Annotated in this window: 19 protein-coding genes and 1 pseudogene; 16 read left to right on the top strand and 4 right to left on the bottom strand. The window is 71.3% G+C overall.

Annotated features, from left to right (window positions below; all coding sequences use genetic code 11):
• The first annotated feature begins 123 nt into the window (after nt 1-123).
• Both LZ604_RS10570 and LZ604_RS10565 read left to right on the top strand, forming a co-directional pair.
• Nucleotides 124-777, top strand: a complete 654-nt coding sequence (locus LZ604_RS10570; protein ID WP_372482123.1) for a DUF4190 domain-containing protein — start codon at nt 124-126, stop codon at nt 775-777.
• Nucleotides 778-856: 79 nt separating this feature from the next.
• Entirely contained in the window at nt 857-1,312 is a 456-nt protein-coding gene (locus LZ604_RS10565; protein ID WP_234514418.1) for a DUF4190 domain-containing protein, read from the top strand.
• Between the two features lie 69 nt (nt 1,313-1,381).
• Here the strand turns inward: LZ604_RS10565 and ybiA are convergent, their stop codons facing one another.
• Nucleotides 1,382-1,942 (bottom strand): riboflavin biosynthesis intermediates N-glycosidase, encoded by a 561-nt coding sequence (gene ybiA / locus LZ604_RS10560; RefSeq protein ID WP_234514395.1) that lies wholly within the window; start codon nt 1,940-1,942, stop codon nt 1,382-1,384.
• A gap of 210 nt (nt 1,943-2,152) precedes the next feature.
• Between ybiA and LZ604_RS10555 the strand changes: the two genes are divergently transcribed.
• From LZ604_RS10555 to LZ604_RS10530, 6 genes are read left to right on the top strand one after another with little or no spacing between them, the layout of a single operon-like run.
• Nucleotides 2,153-3,706, top strand: a complete 1,554-nt coding sequence (locus LZ604_RS10555) for a gamma-aminobutyraldehyde dehydrogenase (RefSeq protein ID WP_234514393.1) — start codon at nt 2,153-2,155, stop codon at nt 3,704-3,706.
• A gap of 51 nt (nt 3,707-3,757) precedes the next feature.
• Nucleotides 3,758-5,005: a polyamine ABC transporter substrate-binding protein gene (locus LZ604_RS10550; protein WP_234514392.1), complete on the top strand. Its 1,248-nt coding sequence runs from the start codon at nt 3,758-3,760 to the stop codon at nt 5,003-5,005.
• Between the two features lie 5 nt (nt 5,006-5,010).
• Nucleotides 5,011-6,162 (top strand): ABC transporter ATP-binding protein, encoded by a 1,152-nt coding sequence (locus LZ604_RS10545; protein ID WP_234514391.1) that lies wholly within the window; start codon nt 5,011-5,013, stop codon nt 6,160-6,162.
• Nucleotides 6,162-7,091 (top strand): ABC transporter permease, encoded by a 930-nt coding sequence (locus tag LZ604_RS10540; RefSeq protein WP_234514390.1) that lies wholly within the window; start codon nt 6,162-6,164, stop codon nt 7,089-7,091. Before LZ604_RS10545 ends, LZ604_RS10540 begins: the two co-directional genes overlap by 1 nt.
• Nucleotides 7,092-7,892 (top strand): ABC transporter permease, encoded by an 801-nt coding sequence (locus LZ604_RS10535; RefSeq protein ID WP_234514389.1) that lies wholly within the window; start codon nt 7,092-7,094, stop codon nt 7,890-7,892. It abuts the gene before it with no gap.
• A 37-nt stretch (nt 7,893-7,929) separates the two neighbouring features.
• Nucleotides 7,930-9,348, top strand: coding sequence for an NAD(P)/FAD-dependent oxidoreductase (locus tag LZ604_RS10530; RefSeq protein WP_234514388.1), 1,419 nt, complete (start codon nt 7,930-7,932; stop codon nt 9,346-9,348).
• A 105-nt stretch (nt 9,349-9,453) separates the two neighbouring features.
• Here the strand turns inward: LZ604_RS10530 and LZ604_RS10525 are convergent.
• The 3 genes and pseudogenes from LZ604_RS10525 to gabT all read right to left on the bottom strand — a co-directional run.
• Nucleotides 9,454-9,570: pseudogene (locus LZ604_RS10525) on the bottom strand (alkene reductase); the annotation flags it as partial.
• A gap of 349 nt (nt 9,571-9,919) precedes the next feature.
• Nucleotides 9,920-10,603, bottom strand: a complete 684-nt coding sequence (locus tag LZ604_RS10515) for a phosphatase PAP2 family protein (protein WP_234514387.1) — start codon at nt 10,601-10,603, stop codon at nt 9,920-9,922.
• Between the two features lie 391 nt (nt 10,604-10,994).
• Nucleotides 10,995-12,329, bottom strand: coding sequence for a 4-aminobutyrate--2-oxoglutarate transaminase (gene gabT, locus LZ604_RS10510; protein WP_234514386.1), 1,335 nt, complete (start codon nt 12,327-12,329; stop codon nt 10,995-10,997).
• A gap of 305 nt (nt 12,330-12,634) precedes the next feature.
• Here gabT and LZ604_RS10505 point away from each other — a divergent pair, with 305 nt between their 5' ends.
• The 8 genes from LZ604_RS10505 to LZ604_RS10470 form a co-directional block, all read left to right on the top strand.
• Entirely contained in the window at nt 12,635-14,764 is a 2,130-nt protein-coding gene (locus tag LZ604_RS10505; RefSeq protein ID WP_234514385.1) for an ATP-binding protein, read from the top strand.
• A 210-nt stretch (nt 14,765-14,974) separates the two neighbouring features.
• Complete coding sequence (locus tag LZ604_RS10500) at nt 14,975-16,642, top strand: PucR family transcriptional regulator (RefSeq protein ID WP_234514924.1); 1,668 nt, start codon at nt 14,975-14,977, stop codon at nt 16,640-16,642.
• Between the two features lie 144 nt (nt 16,643-16,786).
• Complete coding sequence (locus LZ604_RS10495; RefSeq protein WP_234514384.1) at nt 16,787-18,232, top strand: aldehyde dehydrogenase family protein; 1,446 nt, start codon at nt 16,787-16,789, stop codon at nt 18,230-18,232.
• A 145-nt stretch (nt 18,233-18,377) separates the two neighbouring features.
• A complete protein-coding gene (locus tag LZ604_RS10490; RefSeq protein WP_234514383.1) occupies nt 18,378-18,836 on the top strand; it encodes a hypothetical protein in 459 nt (152 codons plus the stop codon).
• A 185-nt stretch (nt 18,837-19,021) separates the two neighbouring features.
• The gene (locus LZ604_RS10485) at nt 19,022-20,968 is read left to right on the top strand and encodes an acyl-CoA dehydrogenase family protein (protein ID WP_234514382.1); all 1,947 of its coding nucleotides are present in this window, start codon (nt 19,022-19,024) and stop codon (nt 20,966-20,968) included.
• Nucleotides 20,969-21,118: 150 nt separating this feature from the next.
• On the top strand, nt 21,119-22,375 hold the full coding sequence (gene dxr / locus LZ604_RS10480) for a 1-deoxy-D-xylulose-5-phosphate reductoisomerase (RefSeq protein WP_234514381.1): 1,257 nt from the start codon (nt 21,119-21,121) through the stop codon (nt 22,373-22,375).
• On the top strand, nt 22,372-23,676 hold the full coding sequence (locus LZ604_RS10475) for a M50 family metallopeptidase (RefSeq protein ID WP_234514380.1): 1,305 nt from the start codon (nt 22,372-22,374) through the stop codon (nt 23,674-23,676). The genes dxr and LZ604_RS10475 overlap by 4 nt, the downstream gene beginning before the upstream one ends.
• Nucleotides 23,677-23,844: 168 nt before the next feature.
• Nucleotides 23,845-24,023: flavodoxin-dependent (E)-4-hydroxy-3-methylbut-2-enyl-diphosphate synthase (locus LZ604_RS10470; protein WP_190151100.1), on the top strand; the 179-nt coding region annotated here is incomplete at its 3' end.

Genomic DNA, 24,023 nt, shown 5'->3' with positions numbered 1-24,023 from the left:
GGTCGGGCCCCTGTGTCACGGGCCGAGCGCGAGCGCCCCCGGACCCCCGGGCCGTCCGTCCGGGGGCGGCCGGAGCGTCGTCGTGGGCCTGGCCTTAGCATGACGGTCCGAGGAACTAGGGGGATGGCCGTGGCGGACGAAGCACAGCGGGGACCGTACGACGCAGCGGGTGCGGACGACCCGTGGGCGCCGCCGGAGCGCAAGGTGTCGATGGACAAGCCTCCCGCGCCGCCGCGTCCCGGCGGCCCCTGGCAGGCGGGCGCCGCCCCCGGTCCGCAGCCGGGTGCCGCCCCCGGTCCCGGTGAGGGAGGCGTCCCCGTACCGCCGCCCCCGATGGCCCCCGCGGATCCCACGGCCGCCGCCTACGCCACCCCGGCCGGCTACGGCCACCCCGTGCCCCCGGGCTACGCCGGCTACGGCTGGCCGGGGATGCCGGCACCCCCGCGCAACGGACTCGGGGTCGCCGCGATGGTGCTGGGCATCCTCTCGGTGTGCCTGTTCTGCCTGTACGGCGTGGTCTCCGTGGTCCTCGGCATCCTCGCGGTGATCTTCGGGATCAAGGGCCGCAAGCGGGCGGAAGCGGGGGAGGCCGACAACCGCGGCCAGGCCCTCGCGGGCTTCATCCTCGGCATCGTCGGGCTCGTCCTCGGGGTGGCCGTGATCGTGCTGATGGTCATCGGGATCACGATGGCGATCAACCACCCCCCGCGCCCCGACGACCCCTACGTCGGAAGCGACGCGCTCGGCGTCTCGGCACCTGTCCTGTTCCACGGCTGACCCAGCCCGGTCCGGCGGGCATCCGGCGGGGGACAGGGCCACTACGATGCTTTGAGCGTCAACGGAGGGGAGACCAGTCATGTCCGACGCCAGTCCGGGGGCCGGTGGGTTCGGGCCACCGCAGCAACCGCCGCAGCCGACGCCCGGCTATGGATACTCGCAGTCCGGCCCGGGGTACGGCTACCCGCAGTCGGGACCGTCCTACCCGGCCGCGCCGCCCGTGGGGTACCCGGCGGGGCCCGGCTACGGCATGCCCGCGCAGCCGAGCAACGGCATGGGCACCACGGGGCTGGTGCTGGGCATCATCGGCCTGGTGTGCAGCCTGACCTTCTTCCTGTGGTTCTTCGGGGTCATCCTCGGCGTTCTCGCCATCATCTTCGGCGCGATCGGCCGGGGGAAGGCCAACCGCGGCGAGGCCACCAACAAGGGCGCTGCCACCGCCGGCCTGGTCTGCGGAATCGTGGCGACCGTGGTGCTGCCGCTGCTGGGCTTCGCGCTCTTCGCCAGCTTCCTGGGCAGCGCCAGCACGTTCTGAGCGGGGCCAGAGTCGCAGAAGGGGCCGGCCCGTCGGGGCGGCCCCTTCCTCATCCACGGCCGTGCCCGGTCACGTCCGTGCCCGCAGCCGCTCCCGTGCCTCCATCAGCGCGAACCCCAGCAGATTCGGCCCCCGCCAGCGCTCCGGATCCATCGCGGCCTCGTCCTCCGCGGCGAGCCCGATGCCCCACACCCGGTCCACCGGGCTCGCCTCGACGAGCACCCGGTCGCCCGTGCCCAGCAGGAACGCCCCCAGATCGGCGTGCGCCGCGAACTTGTGGACGCTGCCCTCGACCACGATGGCGAACCGCTCCCGCTCCCATATCGCCTCGTCGAAGCCGCGCACCAGCCGGCCCGCCTTCTTGGCGAGCGCCGGGTTCGGTGCCCGCAGCGTCGTGCGCTCCGCGTCGGCGTCGCCGAAGAGCCGTGCCTTCGACGCCATCATCCAGTGCTCCGCCGTCGCGTACTCGACGCCGTCCACGGTGAACGGCGACGGCCACCACTGGCTCAGACAGCTCGGCCCGATCTGTCCGTCCCGGCGTGGGCGGTGGCCCCAGAAATGCAGGTACCTGACCCTCGCCCCCGTGCGGACCGCCCTGACCAGGGCTTCCCGAGAATCGATCATCTCCATGCCACCCGAGTGTGGCAGGCACCACTGACACTCCGTCCTGCCTTTTCGGTGAGCGCTCGACACCTGGTCGACAGATTCCGTCGCGTAACCAAAAGGCAACAACGGAATCACTTGTTGGAGTCCACTCCCTCTGTCAGGATCGGCACTCAAATCGAGCCGGAGCTACGCCAGCCCCCGCGCGGACGCGGGCCGGCGGCGGAGGAGAGCGACATGCACAACCCGGGCAACGCCGACGACGCCGGCACCCGCCGCAGCGCGCGGGACGACGTACGGACACGTTTCGCGGACGGTGCCCAGTACATCGCGGGCCGGCCGGCCAAGGGCACGTCGGGCCGTACGCACGCGGTGGTCGACCCGTCGACGGGCGATGAGGTGTACACATACGAACTGGCCGGCGCGGAGGACGTCGACCGCGCCGTGGCCGCCGCGCGCGCCGCCTTCCCCGAGTGGTCGGGTGCCACTCCGGGCGAGCGCTCCGAGGCGCTGCACCGCTTCGCCGCCGTCCTCGCCGACCAGGCCGAGGACCTCGCCCGCTTCGAGTCCCTCCAGTGCGGCAAGCCCCTGAAGCTGACCCGCGAGTTCGACGTTCCGGGCACCATCGACAACACCGCCTTCTTCGCCGGTGCCGCCCGGCACCTCCAGGGGCAGTCGGCCGGTGAGTACTCCGGCGACCACACCTCCTACGTCCGCCGCGAGGCCATCGGTGTCGTCGGCTCCATCGCCCCCTGGAACTACCCCCTCCAGATGGCCGCCTGGAAGATCCTCCCGGCGATCGCCGCGGGCAACACCATCGTGCTGAAGCCCGCCGAGCTGACCCCGCTCACCTCGCTGCTGTTCGCCCGGGCGGCCACGGAGGCCGGGATCCCGGACGGAGTGATCAACGTCGTCACCGGTACCGGCAAGGAGGCCGGCGAGCGTCTCGTGGGCCACCCGGACGTGGCCATGACCTCGTTCACCGGGTCCACGGCCGTCGGCAGGCGCGTCGCCGAGATCGCCACCGCCACCGTCAAGCGGCTCCATCTGGAACTGGGCGGCAAGGCGCCCTTCGTCGTCTTCGACGACGCCGACCTGGAGGCCGCCGTGCACGGCGCCGTCGCGGGCGCGCTCATCAACACCGGCCAGGACTGCACGGCCGCCACGCGCGCATATGTGCAAAGGCCCCTCTACGAGGAGTTCGTCTCCAGGACGGCCGCCCTGATGGAGAGCGTCCGGCTCGGCGACCCGTTCGCCCCCGGCACCGACCTCGGCCCGCTGATCTCGCACGTCCAGCGGGACCGGGTGGCCGCCTTCGTGGACCGTGCGCGCTCCTACGCGCGTGTGGTCACCGGTGGCGAAGCACCGGGCGGCGACCTCGCCAAGGGCGCCTACTACCGGCCGACCCTGATCGCCGGTGCCGCGCAGGACAGCGAGGTCGTCCAGTCCGAGATCTTCGGCCCGGTCCTGGTCGTCCTGCCCTTCGACTCCGACGACGACGGCATCCGGCTCGCCAACGACACCCCCTACGGCCTCGCCGCCTCCGCCTGGAGCCGGGACGTCTACCGGGCGAACCGCGCCACCCGCGAGATCAGGGCGGGCTGTGTCTGGGTCAACGACCACATTCCGATCATCAGCGAGATGCCCCACGGCGGTTACCGGGCGTCCGGCTTCGGCAAGGACATGTCCGCGTACTCGTTCGAGGAGTACACGCAGATCAAGCACGTAATGTTCGACAACACCGCGGTGGCACGCAAGGACTGGCACCGCACGATCTTCGGGGACCGATAGACCGTTCCGGCCGTCGACCACGGCCCACCCTCCCGAAAGGGCACCACGCGCATGGACCAGTTCGAGCCCGACCGCCTCTCCCCGGCCCAAGTGGCCGCCATGCGGCGCAGTTTCCGCAACGGCAGGGCTTCCCTCACCCGCCGTTCGCTGCTGCGCGCCTCCGCGGGCGGCGCGCTCGCGGTCGGCGGTCTCGGAGCGCTGAGCGCCTGCGGGATCCCCGCGGCCGGCCAGACCCAGGGCGGCACCGCGGCCCAGGACCACTCGGCCAAGGAGAAGGTCGTCAACTTCTCCAACTGGCCCGAGTACATCGACGTCGACGACAGCGGCAAGCACCACCCGACGCTCGAGACGTTCGCCAGGCGGACCGGCATCGAGGTCAAGTACACCGAGGACATCAACGACAACAACGAGTTCTTCGGCAAGATCAAGCCGCAGCTCGCCGCCGGCCAGGACACCGGCCGGGACATCATCGTCCTCACGGACTGGCTGGCCGCCCGGGTGATCCGGCTGGGCTGGGCACAGAAGCTGGACCCCTCCAACCTGCCGCACGCCTACGCCAACCTGTCGGCGCAGTTCCGCAGCCCCGACTGGGACCCGGGGCGCGCGTACTCCTACCCCTGGCAGGGCATCTCGACCGTCATCGCCTTCAACAAGAAGGCGCTGGACGGCATCGAGGTGAAGTCGGTCTCCGACCTGCTCGACAACCCCAGGCTCAAGGGCCGGGTGGGCTTCCTGTCGGAGATGCGCGACAGCATCGGCATGACCCTGCTCGACATGGGCAAGGACCCGGCGAAGTTCACCGGCGACGACTTCGACGCGGTGATAGCCCGGCTGCAGAAGGCCGTCGACAAGGGCCAGATCCGCCGTTTCACCGGCAACGACTACACCTCCGACCTCACCAAGGGCGACCTGGCCGCCTGTGTGGCCTGGGGCGGTGACATCGTCCAGCTCAAGGCGGACAGCCCGGACGTCGACTTCGTCATCCCGGACAGCGGCTACATGACGTCGACCGACAACATGCTGATCCCCAACAAGGCGCGTCACAAGGCGAACGCCGAGCGGCTGATCGACTTCTACTACGAGCCCGAGCAGGCCGCCGCGCTCGCCGCCTACGTCAACTACGTCAGTCCCGTCGACGGGGTGAAGCCCTATCTGGAGAAGATCGACAAGGGCGCGGCGGACAATCCGCTGATCCTTCCCGACAAGGCCATGGCCGCGAAGTCACACGCCTTCCGCTCGCTGACGCAGAAGGAAGAGACGGCCTACGAAGAGAAGTTCGCGAAGCTCACAGGGGCGTGACGAAGATGACGACAGACAACAGCGGCGACGTCCGCCTCTCCGGTATCAGCAAGACCTACGGCGCCTTCACGGCCGTACACCCGCTGGACCTGACCGTGCCCCAGGGCTCCTTCTTCGCCCTGCTCGGCGCCTCCGGCTGCGGCAAGACCACCACCCTGCGCATGATCGCCGGGCTGGAGGAGCCCACGGCGGGCGCCGTGCGCCTCGGCGACCAGGACGTGACGCATCTGCCGCCGTACAAGCGGCCGGTGAACACGGTCTTCCAGTCCTACGCCCTCTTCCCGCACCTCGACATCTTCGAGAACGTCGCCTTCGGCCTGCGCCGGCGCGGCATCAAGTCGGTGAAGAAGCAGGTCGAGGAGATGCTCGACCTGGTGCAGCTCGGTGAGCAGGCCCGCAAGAAGCCGCACCAGCTCTCCGGTGGCCAGCAGCAGCGCGTCGCCGTCGCCCGCGCCCTGATCAACCACCCCAAGGTGCTCCTCCTGGACGAGCCCCTCGGCGCCCTGGACCTGAAGCTGCGCCGGCAGATGCAGCTGGAGCTCAAGCGCATCCAGACCGAGGTCGGCATCACCTTCATCCATGTCACGCACGACCAGGAGGAGGCCATGACCATGGCCGACACGGTCGCCGTGATGAACGCGGGCCGCGTCGAACAGCTCGGCTCGCCCACCGACCTCTACGAGAACCCGCAGACCACGTTCGTCGCGAACTTCCTCGGCACGTCCAACCTCATCGAAGCCGAGGTCGACTCCAGGAGCGGCGAGGACATCGTCCTCAGGGCGGGCGGCGGCAAGCTGTCGCTCCCCGGGGCACGCTGTTCGGCGCCGACGACCACGGGCGGCAAGGTGCTGGTCGGTGTCCGCCCGGAGAAGATATCCCTCACCCACGCCGACGACGCGGGCGAGATCCCAGAGGGCCGCAACCGCATCACCGGCAGGATCGTCGACTCCAGTTTCATCGGCGTCTCCACGCAGTACGTCATCGACAGCCCCGTCTGCCCCGAGTTCGAGGTCTACGCCCAGAACATCGACCGCGACGTCCGTCTCGTGCCGGGCGCCGAGGTGGTCCTGCACTGGAATCCGGCCCACACCTTCGGCCTGGACGCGGCCCAGGACATCGACGCGGGTGTGGAGACTGTCGAGGAGGACGCCGCCTGATGAGTGCCGTCACCGAGGCGCCGCCACCGCTCGCGCCCACCGCCCCCGAGAAGAAGCCCCCGCGCAGAAGGGGCCGCCTCACGCCGTACTGGCTGCTGCTGCCCGGCATCCTCTGGCTGGTCGTCTTCTTCGCGCTGCCGATGATCTACCAGGCGTCCACGTCCGTGCAGACCGGTTCCCTGGAACAGGGTTACAAGGTCACCTGGCACTTCGCGACCTACTGGGACGCGCTCGGCGAGTACTGGCCGCAGTTCGTCCGTTCGGTCCTCTACGCGGCCGCCGCGACCCTGCTGTGCCTGCTGCTCGGCTACCCGCTCGCGTACCTGATCGCCTTCCGCGCGGGCCGCTGGCGCAATCTCATCATGGTCCTGGTGATCGCCCCGTTCTTCACCAGCTTCCTGATCCGCACCCTCGCCTGGAAGACGATCCTCGCGGACTCGGGCCCGGTCGTCGGCGCCCTGAACACCCTGCACGTCCTGGACGTCACCAACTGGCTCGGCTGGACCCAGGGCGACCGCGTCCTCGCCACCCCGCTCGCGGTGGTGTGCGGTCTGACGTACAACTTCCTGCCCTTCATGATCCTGCCGCTGTACACCTCGCTGGAGCGCATCGACGGACGCCTCCACGAGGCGGCGGGCGACCTGTACGCCAAGCCGTTCACGACCTTCCGGAAGGTCACCTTCCCGCTCTCGATGCCGGGCGTCGTCTCCGGCACGCTGCTGACCTTCATCCCGGCGGCCGGTGACTACGTCAACGCCGATCTGCTCGGCTCCACGGACACCCGCATGGTCGGAAACGTCATCCAGACGCAGTTCCTGCGGATCCTGGACTATCCGACGGCCGCGGCGCTCTCCTTCATCCTCATGGCCGCGATCCTCATCATGGTCACGCTCTACATTCGCAGGTCCGGGACGGAGGATCTGGTCTAAATGGCCTTCGTACACTGGCTCAAGCGCAATCTCGTCGTCCTCGCGGGACTGCTCACGCTCGGATATCTCCTGCTGCCGAACGTCATCGTCACGGTGTTCTCCTTCAACAAGCCGAAGGGGCGCTTCAACTACGAGTGGCAGCAGTTCTCCACGGACGCCTGGAAGGACCCGTGCGGCGTCGCCGACATGTGCGGCTCGCTGTCGGTCAGCCTCCAGATCGCGGTGTGGGCGACGCTCGGCGCCACCATCCTGGGCACGATGATCGCGTTCGCGCTGGTGCGCTATCGCTTCCGCGCACGCGGCGCAGTCAACTCGCTGATCTTCCTGCCGATGGCGATGCCCGAGGTCGTCATGGCGGCCTCGCTGCTCACCCTGTTCCTCAACATGGGCGCGCAGCTCGGCTTCTGGACGATCCTGATCGCCCACATCATGTTCTGCCTCAGCTTCGTCGTCACCGCGGTCAAGGCGCGTGTGATGTCGATGGACCCGCGCCTGGAGCAGGCGGCCCAGGACCTCTACGCCGGTCCGGCGCAGACCTTCCTGCGGGTCACTCTGCCCATCGCGGCACCCGGAATCGCCGCGGGCGCGCTGCTCGCCTTCGCGCTCTCCTTCGACGATTTCATCATCACCAATTTCAATGCGGGTTCGACCGTCACCTTCCCCATGTTCGTCTGGGGCTCGGCACAGCGCGGAACGCCCGTTCAGATCAATGTCATCGGTACGGCCATGTTCATCGTCGCCGTACTGTTCGTCCTGGCCTCCATGGTCATCGGTAATCGCCGGAACCGCCGGAAGGCATAAAGCGCTCCGTGTAATGCACTGGTAGGGAGTTGAAATCATGGCCCCAAGCGCCATGACCCGTTGGACCACATCTCTTTCCGAAGCACAGCCGGTCCCGTACTGGCTGGAAGACCCCGGCAAGCCCCACCCCGAGCCCGCTCTCACCGGCGACGACACCTGCGACCTGCTGGTCGTCGGCGGCGGCTACAGCGGACTGTGGACCGCGCTCATCGCCAAGGAGCGCGACCCGCAGCGGGATGTGGTGCTGGTGGAGGGCCGCGAGGCGGGCTGGGCCGCCTCCGGCCGCAACGGAGGCTTCTGCGCCGCCTCCCTCACCCACGGCCTGGCCAACGGGCTCGCCCGCTGGCCGGACGAGATCCACAAGCTCCAGGAGCTGGGCGCCCGCAACCTGGACGAGATCGAGAAGGCGGTCGCCCGCCACGACCTCGACTGCGAATTCGAGCGCACCGGCGAGATCGACGTCGCCACCGAGACGTACCAGGCGTGGGAACTGCGCGACTGGTACGACGAGATGGAGCGCCGGGGCCTCGCCGAGGGCACCGAGTTCCTGGACGCGGAGGCGGTACGGGAGCAGGTCGGCTCGCCGACCTTCCTCGCCGGGCTGTACGACCGCCGGGGCGTGGCCATGCTGCATCCCGCCAAGCTCGCCTGGGGCCTCAAGCGCGCCTGCCTCCGGCTGGGCGTGCGGGTCTACGAGCACACGCCCGCGCTCAGCCTGCGGCCGTACGGCGCCGGCATGACCGTAGGCACCCCGTACGGGCAGGTCCGCGCGCGCCGGGTCGCGCTCGGCACGAACATCTTCCCCAGCCTGGTGCGGCGCGTGCGCTCGTACACCGTCCCGGTCTACGACTACGCGCTGATGACCGAGCCGCTCACCGACGAGCAGCTGGCGTCGGTCGGCTGGAGGAACCGCCAGGGACTCGGCGACTCCGCGAACCAGTTCCACTACTTCCGGCTCTCGGCCGACAACCGCATCCTGTGGGGCGGCTACGACGCCATCTACCCGTACGGCGGCCGGGTGCGCGCCGAGTACGACGACCGTCCCGAGACGTACGCCAAGCTCGCGGGGCACTTCTTCACCTGCTTCCCGCAGCTGGAGGGCATCCGCTTCACCCATGCGTGGGGCGGCGCGATCGACACCTGCTCGCGCTTCTCGGCGTTCTTCGGGACGGCCCACCACGGCAAGGTGGCCTATGCGGCGGGTTACACGGGGCTCGGGGTGGGTGCCACCCGCTTCGGCGCGGAGGTGATGCTGGACCTGCTGGCGGGGGAGCGCACGGAACGGACCGAGCTGGAGATGGTCCGCAAGAAGCCGCTGCCCTTCCCGCCGGAGCCCTTCGCCTGGACGGGCATCGCGCTCACCAAGTGGTCGCTGGCCCGGGCCGACGCCCATGGAGGACGGCGCAACCTGTGGCTGAGAACGATGGACCGGCTGGGGCTGGGCTTCGACAGCTGAACCCGGGGTCCGGCGGGCGGCCGGATTGCACCGGTCCCTTCCGGGGCCACCGGCCGGTCGCCGCGGGCACGGCCCGAAATCGGGCCGTGCCCGGTCGGTCGTCGATCAGTCCAGGGTGGGGTAGCCGGTGTAGCCGCGGTGGTCGCCGCCGTAGAAGGTGGCCGGGTCCGGGGTGTCGAACGGATCGCCGGCGGCCGGACGCCGGGGCAGGCCGGGGTTGGCTGGTGCGACTGCTGGACTCCGACGCCGCCACCATGACCCGTACCGTCCAGCGCCTGGAGCAGGCCGGACTCGTCCGCCGCCGGCCCTGGCCGACCGACAAGCGCGCGTCCCTCGTCGAACCAACGGCGGCCAGCCACGCCCTGCGCCGTGAGGTCGAGGGGGTCCGGAGCCGGCTCGAGGGCCTCGTGACCGCGGAGCTCTCCACCGACGAGCGGACCGCGGCCCTGCTCACCCCGGAACGCCTGGCGCACAACCTCGCACTGGCCGCCGCCGGTCCGGCGGACACGGACGCGGAGCGTTGGCCCCTCGATCGGCGGCGGAGGGCGACCGGGCCGCTGATGAGGAACCGTCAGCGGCGGGCGCCCGGCAGGAGGCCGAGGAGGAGCCGCAGCGCGCAGAGCGGCACCGCGCACAGGCACCAACTGCCCACCACGTCCAGGGGCCAGTGGTATCCATGGCGGACCAGGCCGTAGGCGACGCCTAGTTGGAGCACCGCGCAGACCGCGAGGAGCCCGCGGCGGGCGTACGCGGTGGTCAGCCACGGCCGCAGCACCAGGGCCGCCGCGCCATAGGCGAGCGCTGCCGTGGCGGTGTGCCCCGAGGGGTAGAAGCCCGTCGCCGAGCCCATGACCGGTGGGCCCGGACGGGCGATGGCCTCCTTCAGCGGGACGATCAGCGCCGGCAGGACCGCCATGAGGCCGGCCGCGGCGACGGCGGGCAGCCACCACCGGTGCGTTCCCGCGCGCCGGGCGCGCAGGGCCGCGTACCCGAGGACGACCGCCAGGACGGGCACGGCGACCGCGATGTTCCCCAGATCCGCGAGCAGTCCCGAGACGCGGTCCGGACGGACGGCGGCCCCGCCGATCCGCTTGTCCACCCGTGCGAGGGGCCCGTGGGCCACGACCTGCCAGGTGATCAGGAGGAAGAGAAAGCCCGCGGCGGCCGCCACCAGGGCCGGCCGCGCCGGAACACGCGGCCTGCCGCCGGACGGGTGCGGTGCGCGTCCGGGGACCTGCGCTCGGGGGGTCGACACGGGCACAGCTTCGCAGGCACGGGCTGCCGCGGGTGCGGGCGGGGTTCTCGCCGCGAAACGCAGGTCGGCCGCCTCGGAACCGGGGGGGTGGTTCGGAGGCGGCCGGCCGGATCGGGTGCCGCCCGCCCCGGGGGGTGTGGGGCGTGCGGCCGTCCGATCGTGAGGAGATCCGAAGCTGGAGGCTCCGGGCTGTGCGCGAGGGCACGACCGGGTCGAAGCTGGGGAGGCCACGGCCCGGTGCCGCCCACAGTCCCCTGTGAGCGGGGTGTTTCTCTCATCTCCTGAGAAACTACGGCAGGAAAATCCGTTCCGACAGCCGGATTCGCGTCCCGCCATCCACCTCCCACACCTTCTTCACACCCTCTGACCGCCGGTGCTCCGGCGGTCGGAATCAGATGCGCGTGAACGCCTGCTCGATGATGTCCAGACCCTCGTTCAGCAGGTCCTGGCCGATGACGAGCGGCGGCAGGAAACGCAGCACGTTGCCGTAGGTGCCACAGGTCAGGATCAGCAGGCCCTCCTGGTGGCAGGCCTTGGCGAGCGCGGCGGTCGCCTCCGGGTTCGGCTCCTTGGTGGTGCGGTCCTTGACCAGCTCGATCGCGATCATCGCGCCGCGGCCGCGGATGTCGCCGATCACGTCGAACTTCTCGGCCATCGCCGTGAGGCGGGCCTTCATGGTCGCCTCGATCTCCTTCGCGCGGGCGTTGAGGTCGAGCTCCTTCATCGTCTCGATCGCGCCGAGCGCACCCGCGCAGGCGACCGGGTTGCCGCCGTAAGTGCCGCCCAGGCCTCCCGCGTGCGCGGCGTCCATGATCTCGGCGCGGCCGGTCACGGCGGCCAGCGGCAGACCGCCGGCGATGCCCTTGGCGGTGGTGATCAGGTCCGGGACGATGCCCTCGTCCTCGCAGGCGAACCACTGGCCGGTGCGGCAGAAGCCGGACTGGATCTCGTCGGCGACGAAGACGATGCCGTTGTCCGTCGCGAACTGGCGGATCGCGGGCAGGAAGCCCTTGGCCGGCTCGATGAAGCCACCCTCGCCGAGCACCGGCTCGATGATGATCGCGGCCACGTTGTCCGGGCCGACCTGCTTGGTGATCTGGTCGATGGCCTGCGCGGCGGCCTCCGGGCCCGCGTTCTCCGGGCCGGTCGGCCAGCGGTAGGCGTAGGCCACCGGCACGCGGTAGACCTCCGGCGCGAACGGGCCGAAGCCGTGCTTGTACGGCATGTTCTTGGCCGTCAGCGCCATCGTCAGGTTGGTACGGCCGTGGTAGCCGTGGTCGAAGACGACGACCGCCTGGCGCTTGGTGTAGGCGCGGGCGATCTTGACCGCGTTCTCGACGGCCTCGGCGCCCGAGTTGAACAGCGCGGACTTCTTGGCGTGGTCACCCGGCGTGAGCTCGGCCAGCGCCTCGGCGACGGCCACATAGCCCTCGTAGGGGGTGACCATGAAACAGGTGTGGGTGAAGTCCGCGAGCTGGGCGGAGGCGCGGCGTACGACGGCCTCGGCGGAGGCGCCGACCGAGGTCACGGCGATACCGGAGCCGAAGTCGATCAGACGGTTGCCGTCGACGTCCTCGATGATCCCGCCGCCGGCGCGCGTGGTGAAGACCGGCAGCACGGAGCCCACGCCCTGCGCGACCGCGGCGGTACGGCGGGCCTGCAGCTCCTGCGACTTCGGGCCGGGGATGGCGGTGACGACGCGGCGCTCCTGCGGAAGTGCGGTCATGGGGGCTCCCTGATGATCATGCGAACCGAACCGGAGGGTTCCGGTGCACCGGTGGTCCGGTGGGGGTGGGCTCCGGCGGGGGTGTTTTTCGGACGCTTGCCTTCTTTTCTCGCAGGCTAAATGCGGTCGTGGGGGGTGGGCATGCTCCATGTGGGCGCTTTGCGCGCGGCTGCTTGTCCGCGGTGGACATAGCGGAGCGGGACACATCGCCGCGGGCCCGGCGCCGTGTGCGGTGAACTCCCCGTGCAGCGCGTTAGATTGACTCGCTGACGATGGACGCAGCGGCTGGTCAGGGGGCAACGGCGATGAACAGCGACGGGACGCAGGACGCGCGGGGCACACGGGCCACCCCCGTGCCGCGTCCGGCGGGGCCGCCGGAACGCTCCGCGGTGCCGCCGATGCCCTCGGTGGCGCCGGGGGTGCCCCCCCTGCCGGACGGCGGCGCCTTCCTCGCCTGGGTGCGAGGGCCGCGCCCCGCGGCCGCACCGGGCATCTGGCGCTTCGGTTACCGGCCCCGTCCCGACCAGGAGCCCGAGCAGATCCCCGCCCGGCAGCTGCTGAGCGGCGCGCTGATCGCGTTCCTGGCCGGCTGGCTGCTGTGGTCCCTGCTGTCCAACGGCTATCTCGGCGACTGGTGGATCCTGCCCCTGTACCTGCTGACACCGGACTCCTGGCGTCAGAGCGGCAACCACGGCGACGTCTTCAACCTCGTCCTCTGGGACGGCTACGACCTGCTCGTCGTGGTCGGGATCATGCTGGCGGTGGGCCGGCTCGGCCGCTGGGGCGAGGTGTGGCGCCGCTTCCTGGCGCCCCGCCTGAAGCGCCGCGAGCCCGAGCAGGCCCCGCCCGCCCCCGAGGAGGACCCCGCCCAGTGGAACCAGCTCCGGGCCGCGGGCGCCCATGACGCCGCCGACCGCCTCGCCGCCGAGGCGCGCGCCGGGCTCATGCGGGACGTCGACCACGCCCGGATCGCACGCGCCTGGCAGGGGGTCCTGAACGGCCGGCACAGCCTGGCCACGTTCACCGGCACCGTCCTCGCCGACGGCGCCGCCGCCTGTCTGCACCCTTCCGGGGCACGGGACCTGCCCACCCGGCTCGCCCGGCACGACCTGATCACCGGGCAGGTGCGGCTCGGCACCACGGTCGACGACCCGCGCAACCCCTACGGCTACCGCGGCACCGGCCTCGGCCTCGGCCCCGACCTGCTCGGCACCTCACTGGTCGCGGTCGGGCCGGCCGGCTCCGGCAAGACCGGATCGGTGGTCCGGCCGCTCGCCGAGTCGCTGTGCCTGCACGCCCTCGCCGGGCGGGCCGCCGTGGTCGTCGTCGGCGCGGCCGGTGCCGGTCTCGGCCCGGTGGACGCCTACGACGTCGTCGTACGCATCGGTCATCCCGAATCGGACTTCGACCTGGACCTGTACGGCGGGACCACCGACCCGGACGAGGCGGCGGCCGTGCTCGCCGAGGCCCTCGTGGGCGACCTCGCCGACCCCCAGCCCGGCGGCGACAGCCGCCGCTCCGCCACCGTTCTCGCCCAGCTCCTCGGGCCGTACCGGGCCGTCCACGGCCGCTTCCCCTCGGTGCCCGAGCTGCGGCAGCTCCTCGAGGGCGCGCCCGGCCCGCTCACGGCACTGCGCAAGGCGCTGGAGGACTCCGGGCGGGACTCGCTGCTGCGGGAGCTCGACGCGCGGGAGCGGCAGTCGCGGCATCCCGGTGACGTGGGCGGTGTCCTCGCCGACCGGGTCGCGCTGCTCGACCGGCCCGCCTTCGCGACCTTCTTCGACACCTCCGGGCAGTCCCGGCCCTTCTCGCTGCGCGCCCTCGACCACCCGGTGCGGGTCCGCATCGACCTGCCCGAGCGCGGCCACGCCGATGCCTCGCGCATCCTCGCCCGGCTGGTGCTCGCCCAGTTCACGGCCAGCGTCGCGGTGCGCGAGGACCGGTCGCTGTTCGCATGCATGGTGCTCGACGACGCGACCGGCGTGGTGACCCCGGAAGCCGTCCGCGCCATCCAGCGGCTGCGGTCCGCGCACGCCGGGGTCGTCCTCACCCTGCGCACCCTCGACGACGTGCCCCGGCCGCTGCGCGGGCCGCTGCTCGGCGCCACCGGGTGCCGGATGGCGCTGTCCGGGCTCACCCCCTGGGACGGGCAGGACTTCGCCGAGGTGTGGGGCAAGGAGTGGATCGAGGCCCGGGACGTCACCGACCGGCAGATCATCGCGGAGACTCCCGCGGGCAAGGCCCTGCACATGCTGCGCCGGGTGATCACCGGCCATGCGCCGACCGCGCGCGCCGTGACCGTCCGCCAGGTCGAGCGGGAACGGTGGTCCGCGTCGGAGCTGGCGCACGCCGTGCCGCCGGGGCACGCGGTGCTGTCCCTGACGAACGTGGAGGGCGAGAACGCGCCCCCGCTCCTGGTGAACCTGCGCGGCTGAGTCCCCGGGCGGGGTGTCCGGAAATCCCGGGCAGGAGGTCCGGATATATGGGCCCGGCACCACCGTACGGTGAGGCAGAATCGACATAGGTCGTTCATACGCGGCGGCCAAAGCATCACCCCGCTCACACCGTCCGTGACCCTTGCGGGTTCCGTGAAGAACTCCGTCACGGATCCCATGAGACTCCCGTCCGTGCACACCGAAGGCCCCATGCCCCCCACGCTCGCCTCGCTCGTCCACCACTCCGCGCTCAAGCTGACCGTGCGCGCGGGCGAGGACCGCCTCGACGTACCCGTCCGCTGGGCGCACGTCAGCGAACTCGCCGACCCCGTGCCCTACATGGAGGGCGGGGAGCTGCTGCTGATCACGGCGCTGAAGCTGGACGCCGAGGACCCCGAGGCCATGCGGCGCTATGTGAAGCGGCTGGTCGGCGCGGGTGTGGTCGGACTCGGTTTCGCCGTCGGCGTCAACTACGACGAGATCCCCAAGGCGCTCGTGGACGCGGCGCAGGGGGAGGGGCTGCCGCTCCTGGAGGTGCCCCGGCGCACGCCCTTCCTCGCCATCAGCAAGGCCGTCTCCGCGGCCATCGCCGCCGACCAGTACCGGGCTGTGACCGCGGGGTTCGCCGCCCAGCGGGAGCTGACGAAACAGGCCCTGAGCGACGGCCCCGAGGGGCTTCTCGCCGCGCTCGCCCAGCAGGTCGACGGCTGGGCCGCGCTGTACGACGCGTCCGGAGCCGTCGTCGCGGTCGCGCCCGAGTGGGCGGGGCGGCGGGCCGCACGGCTGACGGCCGAGGTGGAACGGCTGCGGGATCGGCCGGCGCCGGCGAGTTCCGTGATCGGCGGGCCGAGCGGCGAGGACCGCGTCGAGCTGCACTCCCTGGGGACGGGCCGGCGCCCGCGTGCCGCGCTCGCCGTGGGCACGGCCGCCGCTCCGGGCACCGCCGAGCGGTATGCGGTCCACTCCGCCATCGCCCTGCTGACCCTGACCACCGAGCGGTCCCGGTCCCTGCACGCCGCCGAGCAGCGGATCGGCACGGCCGTCCTGCGCATGCTGCTGGCCGGCGAGCCCGATCACGCCAGGGCGGTGGCCGGGGACCTGTACGGCGACCTGCTGGACGCGCCGTTCCGGCTGATCCTCGCGGAGTCCGCGTCCGCGTCCGCGTCCCGGGCGCACGCCGACGGGCACGCGCGCGTGGCGCCCGCGCCGCCGGCCGCCGCGGTGCTCGCCGCGGCCGAGACGGACGGCGATCCGCTGGACGGACTCGCCGAGACCGTGGAGTCCGCCGCCGCGCGCTCCGGGGAGTCCGTGCTGGTCGTGCCCGACTGGGAGCGGCTGGTCGTGCTCGCCGGGGACGGCGGTGCGGCCGTCGCCGCGTGCCAGGAGTACGCGCTGGCGGTGCAGGCGGCACGGGCCGCCACGCGCGAGCAGCCGGCCGCCGACGAGGACGAGCTGGTGGTGGGGGTGTCGGCGCCCGCGGGCCCGATCGCCGCCGCGGCCGCGTACAAGCAGGCCGAACAGGCCCTGTCGGTGGCCCGGCGACGTGGCCGGTCACTGGTCGAGCACGCCGAACTGGCGGCCGGATCGGTCCTGCCGCTGCTCCAGGACGACGCCGTACGGGCCTTCGCGGACGGCCTGCTGCGCGCACTGCGCGAGCACGACGCGACGGGCCGGGGAGACCTGGTCGCCTCGCTGCGGGCCTGGCTGTCACGGCACGGCCAGTGGGACGCGGCGGCGGCCGACCTCGGCGTCCACCGCCACACCCTGCGCTACCGGATGCGCCGCGTCGAGGAGATCCTGGGACGTTCGCTCGACGATCCGGACGTACGGATGGAGCTGTGGCTGGCCCTCAAGGCGACGGCGTCGGCGGGGGAGTGACGAGCGTCCGCCTGCGGCTGTACAACCCGTACTACCCCCGTCCCGCACTGCTCCTTGCCGGACAAACGACCCTTCGCCGCCCCGGCCCTACCGTGGACCACGCAGTTCAAGGAACACCAACCTCCGAAGGGCCGGGACCCGATCATGACCTCCACCCACGCCTTCTGGCTCGCCGGCCGCCAGGCCACCGGTGAGACCACCTTCGACGTCACCAACCCGTGGGACGGGCGGCTGGTCGCCAAGGTCAGCGTCCCGACCGAGGCCCAGGTCGAGGAGGCCGTGGCCGCCGCGTACGCCGTGCGGGACGAGTTCGCCGCGACCCCGGCCCACGTCCGCGCCGCCGCCCTCGACCACGTCTCCAAGCGGCTGGCCGAGCGCAGCGAGGAGATCGCGCAGCTGATCTCCGCCGAGAACGGCAAGCCCGTCAAGTGGGCGCGGGGTGAGGTCGGCCGTGCCGTCTCCGTCTTCCGCTTCGCGGCCGAGGAGGCCCGCCGCTTCAACGGCGGCGAGGCCCAGCGCCTGGACACCGACGCGGGCGGCCAGGGCCGTCTCGCGCTGACCCGCCGCTTCCCCAAGGGCGTCGTCCTCGGCATCGCGCCGTTCAACTTCCCGCTGAACCTGTGCGCCCACAAGGTCGCCCCCGCGATCGCCGCCGGCGCCCCGATCATCCTCAAGCCGGCCCCCGCCACCCCGCTGTCCGGCCTGATCCTCGGCGACCTGCTCGCCGAGACCGCCCTGCCCGCCGGTTCCTGGTCGATCCTCCCGGTCACCAACGACCGGATGCCCGCCCTGGTCCAGGACGAGCGCCTGCCCGTCATCTCCTTCACGGGCTCCGAGAAGGTCGGCTACGCGATCATGGACTCGGTGCCGCGCAAGCACTGCACCCTGGAGCTGGGCGGCAACGGCGCGGCGGTCGTCCTCGCCGACTTCGCGAGCGACGAGGACCTGGACTGGGCCGCGAACCGCATCGCCACCTTCTCCAACTACCAGGGCGGCCAGTCCTGCATCTCCGTGCAGCGCGTGATCGCCGACGCCTCCGTCTACGACCGGCTGCTGCCGCGCATCGTCGCCGCCGTCGAGGCCCAGGTCACCGGCGACCCGTCCGACGACGCGACGGACGTCGGCCCGCTGGTCAGCGAGGACGCGGCCAAGCGCGTGGAGTCGTGGGTCGACGAGGCGGTGGGGGCGGGCGCGAAGCTGCTGACCGGCGGCAAGCGGGACGGCGCCTCGTACGCGCCGACCGTCCTGACCGATGTGCCGGCCGATGTGACCCTCTCCTGCGAGGAGGTCTTCGGACCCGTCCTCACCGTGCAGAAGGTGGACGGCGAGGCCGAGGCGTTCGCCGCCGTCAACGAGTCCAAGTACGGCCTCCAGGCGGGCGTGTTCACGCACGACCTCCAGGTCGCCTTCCGCGCCCACCGGGCCCTTGAGGTCGGCGGCGTCGTCATCGGCGACGTGCCGTCCTACCGCGCCGACCAGATGCCCTACGGCGGCGCCAAGCTGTCCGGCGTCGGACGCGAGGGCGTGAAGTACGCGATGGACGACTACACCTACGAGCGTGTCCTGGTCCTGACCGGCCTGGCCCTCTGACCCACCCGGCACGCCGACGGCCGGAGCCCGCTGTGCGGGGGCTCCGGCCGTCGGCGTAGTGGCGGGCGTGTGCGCCGACCGGCCCCCGACGGGCTCGCCTCGACCGGCACGGAACCGGTCGTCCACGGACGCTGTCCGGTCAGGCGTGGGGTCTTTTCTCTTGCTGGTCCTGATGTTCGCGCCGTTCGTGACGCCGTTCGTGGTCATGGGCGCCGCCTGGGCACTCGCCGTGCGGGTGCGCCGCCGAAAGCCGGGCAGCGGGTGGCGCTTGCCGGACGCCGGGTCGTGTGCGCTGGTGACGGTCATGGCCGGCGCGGCGGGCCTCGGCGCGTACGCGTACGGCGTGATGTCCGGGTTCTACATCCTGGATCCGGACCAGATGTGTGCGGCTGCCGGCGCGGCCGGCGATCACGTCGTGACGCGGATGACGCTGCCCGTCAGCGTGCAGTGTGTCACGGAGCAGGGTGAGGGAACCGAGCTGGTGCCGAGCTGGGTGAACCCGGTCGTCTTCGGCGGTCTGGTGGTCTGTGTGCTCGCCCTCGGGGCGGGGGTCTCCTCCGGCATGCGTTCGGCGCGCCGACCCGTCGGGGAACGAAGCAGGTGAGGGCGGCCCGATTTGACACCCCCGCGTCCGCGGTGGACGTCGGCCGACGGAATTCGGTGGGCGTGCTGCTGCGCGAGGACTGGTGACCTCCCCCGGATTGGGGTACCAACGATCGAGTAGCACCGGTCGGTAACGTAGGCCCGGGCTGCGACCCACAAGCCCCGATTCGCGGCGAGGTGAGCCTCATGTCCGCACCAACAGCTCCCACACCCAAGCCCACCGTCACCGAGCGTGAGGCCCGCCAGGTGGCGGAGGCCGCGCGCGAGCAGGACTGGCGCAAACCCAGCTTCGCCAAGGAACTCTTCCTCGGCCGTCTCCGGCTGGACCTGATCCACCCCCACCCGCTGCCCGCCGAGGAGGACGTACAGCGCGGCGAGGAGTTCCTCGCCAAGCTGCGCGACTTCTGCGAGACGCAGATCGACTCCGCCCGCATCGAGCGCGAGGCGCGCATCCCCGACGAGACGATCAACGGGCTCAAGGAACTCGGCGCCCTCGGCATGAAGATCGACACGAAGTACGGCGGTCTCGGCCTCACCCAGGTGTACTACAACAAGGCACTCGCCATGGCCGGCACCGCGAGCGCCGCGATCGGCGCGCTGCTCTCCGCGCATCAGTCGATCGGAGTACCGCAGCCGCTGAAACTCTTCGGCACCCAGGAACAGAAGGAGACGTTCCTGCCGCGCTGCGCCCGTACCGACATCTCGGCGTTCCTGCTCACCGAGCCGGACGTCGGCTCCGACCCGGCCCGCCTGGCCACCACGGCCGTGCCCGACGGGGACGACTACGTCCTCGACGGGGTCAAGCTGTGGACCACCAACGGCGTGGTCGCCGATCTGCTCGTCGTCATGGCGCGGGTGCCGAGGTCCGAGGGCCACAAGGGCGGTATCACGGCGTTCGTCGTGGAGGCCGCGTCCGAGGGCGTCACCGTCGAGAACCGCAACGCCTTCATGGGCCTGCGCGGCCTGGAGAACGGCGTCACCCGCTTCCACCGGGTCCGGGTCCCGGCCGCCAACCGCATCGGCCCGGAGGGCGCGGGCCTGAAGATCGCGCTGACCACGCTGAACACCGGCCGTCTGTCGCTGCCCGCGATGTGCGTCGGCGCGGGCAAGTGGTGCCTGAAGATCGCCCGCGAGTGGTCGGGAGCCCGGGAGCAGTGGGGCAAGCCGGTCGCCCTGCACGAGGCGGTGGGCGCGAAGATCTCCTTCATCGCGGCGACCACCTTCGCCCTGGAGGCCGTGGTCGACCTGTCGTCGCAGATGGCCGACGAGAACCGCAACGACATCCGTATCGAGGCCGCCCTCGCCAAGCTCTACGGCTCGGAGATGGCCTGGCTGATGGCCGACGAACTGGTCCAGATACGCGGCGGGCGGGGCTTCGAGACCGCGGAGTCCCTGACGGCCCGCGGCGAGCGGGGGGTCCCCGCCGAGCAGATGCTGCGCGACCTGCGCATCAACCGCATCTTCGAGGGCTCCACGGAGATCATGCACCTGTTGATCGCCCGTGAGGCGGTGGACGCCCATCTGTCCGTGGCCGGTGACCTGATCGACCCGGACAAGTCCCTGGCCGACAAGGCGAAGGCGGGCGCGAACGCCGGCGTCTTCTACGCCAGGTGGCTGCCGAAGCTGCTGGCCGGGCAGGGCCAGATCCCCGGCGCCTACGGAGAGTTCCACCGGGAGGTCGACCTCTCCGGGCATCTGCGGTTCGTCGAGCGCAGCGCCCGCAAGCTCGCCCGGTCCACCTTCTACGGGATGTCCCGCTGGCAGGGCCGTATGGAGACCAAGCAGGGCTTCCTGGGCCGGATCGTGGACATCGGCGCCGAGCTGTTCGCGATGAGCGCGGCCTGTGTGCGCGCCGAGCACCTGCGCAGGAGCGGGGAGCACGGGCGTGAGGCGTACCAGCTCGCCGACGTCTTCTGCCGGCAGTCCCGTATCCGTGTCGAGGAACTGTTCGGACGGCTGTGGAGCAACACCGACGACCTTGACCACAAGGTGGTCAAGGGCGTCCTGACCGGTACCTACGCGTGGCTGGAGGAGGGGACCGTGGATCCGTCCGGCGACGGCCCCTGGATCGCGGACGCCCGTCCGGGTGAAAGCACCCGCAAGGACGTGCGCAGGAAGGTCCCGAAGAGCTGATCCCGCACGGCGCATGCGAAGGCCCGGCGGCGCCCGCCGCCGGGCCGAAGCGGCCGCCGGGCGCGCCCTCTCCCGGCCGGGGCGGGCCGTCGGCACGCCCCCGGGGGACACCCTGTCCACCCGGACGCGCGGTGCGGCAACAATGGAGGGATGAGCGACAGTCCAGCCCCTCTTGCCGACCCCCATCTCGTCTTCGACCCCGTGGACGGAGTACGGGACGTCGTGATCCTCGGCTCCACCGGCTCGATCGGCACCCAGGCCATCGACCTCGTGCTGCGCAACCCCGACCGGTTCAAGGTCACCGGGCTCTCCGCCAACGGCGGCCGGGTCGGACTGCTCGCCGAGCAGGCCCGCCGGCTGCGCGTGGGCACGGTCGCGGTCGCGCGCGAGGACGTCGTACCGGCCCTGCGGGAGGCCCTGAGCGCCCAGTACGGGCCCGGGGAGCCGCTCCCCGAGATCCTCGCCGGGCCCGACGCGGCCACGCACCTGGCCGCCTCCGACTGCCACACCGTCCTGAACGGCATCACCGGTTCCATCGGCCTCGCACCCACCCTCGCCGCCCTGGAGGCGGGCCGCACCCTCGCGCTCGCCAACAAGGAGTCGCTCATCGTCGGCGGCCCGCTGGTGAAGGCCCTGGCCAAGCCCGGACAGATCATCCCCGTCGACTCCGAGCACGCCGCGCTGTTCCAGGCCCTCGCCTCCGGCACCCGTGCGGACGTGCGCAGACTCGTCGTCACCGCCTCCGGCGGCCCGTTCCGCGGCCGGACCAGGGCCGAGCTGGCGCGTGTGACCCCCGAGGACGCGCTGGCCCACCCCACCTGGGCCATGGGCCCGGTGATCACGATCAACTCGTCGACCCTGGTGAACAAGGGCCTCGAGGTGATCGAGGCTCATCTGCTCTACGACATTCCCTTCGACCGCATTGAGGTCGTCGTGCATCCCCAGTCGTATGTCCACTCGATGGTGGAGTTCACGGATGGATCGACACTGGCCCAGGCGACGCCCCCCGACATGCGGGGGCCGATCGCCATCGGGCTCGGCTGGCCTGAGCGGGTACCCGACGCGGCGCCCGCCTTCGACTGGAGCACGGCATCGACCTGGGAGTTCTTCCCGCTGGACAACGAGGCGTTCCCGTCCGTCGGACTCGCCCGGCACGTGGGAGAGCTCGCGGGCACGGCCCCGGCGGTGTTCAATGCGGCCAATGAGGAGTGCGTCGACGCGTTCCTGAACGGCGCGCTTCCGTATCTCGGGATCATGGAGACGGTGACGCGGGTGGTGGAGGAGCACGGCACCCCCGGCACGGGAACTTCCCTCACCGTCGCGGACGTCCTCGAAGCGGAGACCTGGGCGCGCGCCCGGGCCAGGGAACTGACAGCGCAGACGGCAATCGCGGAGGCTCGTGCATGACGACCCTGATGATGATCCTCGGCATAGTCGTCTTCGTGGTCGGCCTGCTGATCTCGATCGCGTGGCACGAGCTGGGACATCTGTCGACTGCCAAGCTCTTCGGCATCCGTGTGCCGCAGTACATGGTCGGTTTCGGCCCGACCGTCTGGTCGCGCAGGAAGGGCGAGACCGAGTACGGGATCAAGGCCGTCCCGCTCGGCGGCTACATCCGCATGATCGGCATGTTCCCGCCGGGTCCCGACGGCCGGATCGAGGCCCGTTCCACCTCGCCGTGGCGCGGGATGATCGAGGACGCCCGGGCGCAGTCCTTCGAGGAGCTCCAGCCCGGTGACGAGGACCGTCTCTTCTACACGCGCAAGCCGTGGAAGCGGGTCATCGTCATGTTCGCGGGCCCGTTCATGAACCTGGTGCTCGCCGTCGCGGTCTTCCTCGGCGTGATGATGACCTTCGGCGTCCAGACCCAGACCACCACGGTCTCGAAGGTCTCCGACTGCGTCATCCAGCAGAGCGAGAACCGCACGAAGTGCGCGAAGAACGACCCGGACACGCCCGCCCAGGCCGCCGGGCTCAAGCCGGGCGACAAGATCGTCGCCTTCGACGGCAGGCAGGTGCCGGACTGGTCCGCCCTCCAGTCCGACATCCGCGCCAACCCCGGCAAGGACGTCACGATCACCGTCGAGCGCAAGGGCCGGCAGCTCGACCTGCACGCCCACCTGATCAAGAACCAGGTCAGCAAGACGGACGGCAACGGCGGCTATGTCGAGGGCAAGTACGTCTACGCCGGATTCCTGGGCTTCACACCCGCCACCGGCATCGTCCCGCAGTCCCTCGACCAGTCCGTGCAGCGCATGGGCGACATGATGCAGAACGGCGTCGAGTCGCTGGTCTCCCTGCCGGGCAAGATCCCCGCGCTGTGGGACGCGGCCTTCGGCGACGCCCCGCGCCAGCCGGACTCCCCGATGGGCGTGGTCGGCGCGGCCCGCGTCGGCGGCGAGGTCTTCACGCTGAACATCCCGCCGTCCCAGCAGATCGCGATGATGCTGCTGCTCGTCGCGGGCTTCAATCTGTCCCTGTTCCTGTTCAACATGCTTCCGCTGCTCCCGCTGGACGGCGGGCACATCGCGGGCGCCCTGTGGGAGTCGCTGCGCCGGTCCGTGGCCAAGGTGCTGCGCCGCCCCGACCCGGGCCCGTTCGACGTGGCGAAGCTGATGCCGGTGGCGTACGTGGTGGCCGGGATCTTCATCTGCTTCACCTTGCTCGTGCTGGTCGCGGACGTGGTTAACCCGGTGAAAATCTCCTAGCCACACGGCGTTGGCGGCGGCCGGGGAGCATGGCTTCCCGGCCGCCGCCCTTTGGGTGGGTTTACGGACGGTGATGTGCTGGCGTGCACGCGCGTGGCGTAATCTCGGGGCTTGGAGCCCGCCGATCCGGGACCGGACCTTGATCCACACTTTGGGGTTGCACAGCAGATGACTGCGATTTCACTCGGCATGCCGTCCGTTCCGACCAAGCTCGCCGAGCGCCGGAAGAGCCGGCAGATCCAGGTCGGATCCGTGGCGGTGGGCGGAGACGCCCCGGTGTCGGTGCAGTCGATGACGACGACGCGTACGTCGGACATCGGTGCCACGTTGCAGCAGATCGCGGAGCT

It is taken from the genome of Streptomyces glomeratus, assembly GCF_021462825.1.
Taxonomy (GTDB): Bacteria; Actinomycetota; Actinomycetes; order Streptomycetales; family Streptomycetaceae; genus Streptomyces; species Streptomyces glomeratus.
Note: the sequence above shows the minus strand (reverse complement) of the source record. Positions and strands in the feature narration are given on the sequence as shown.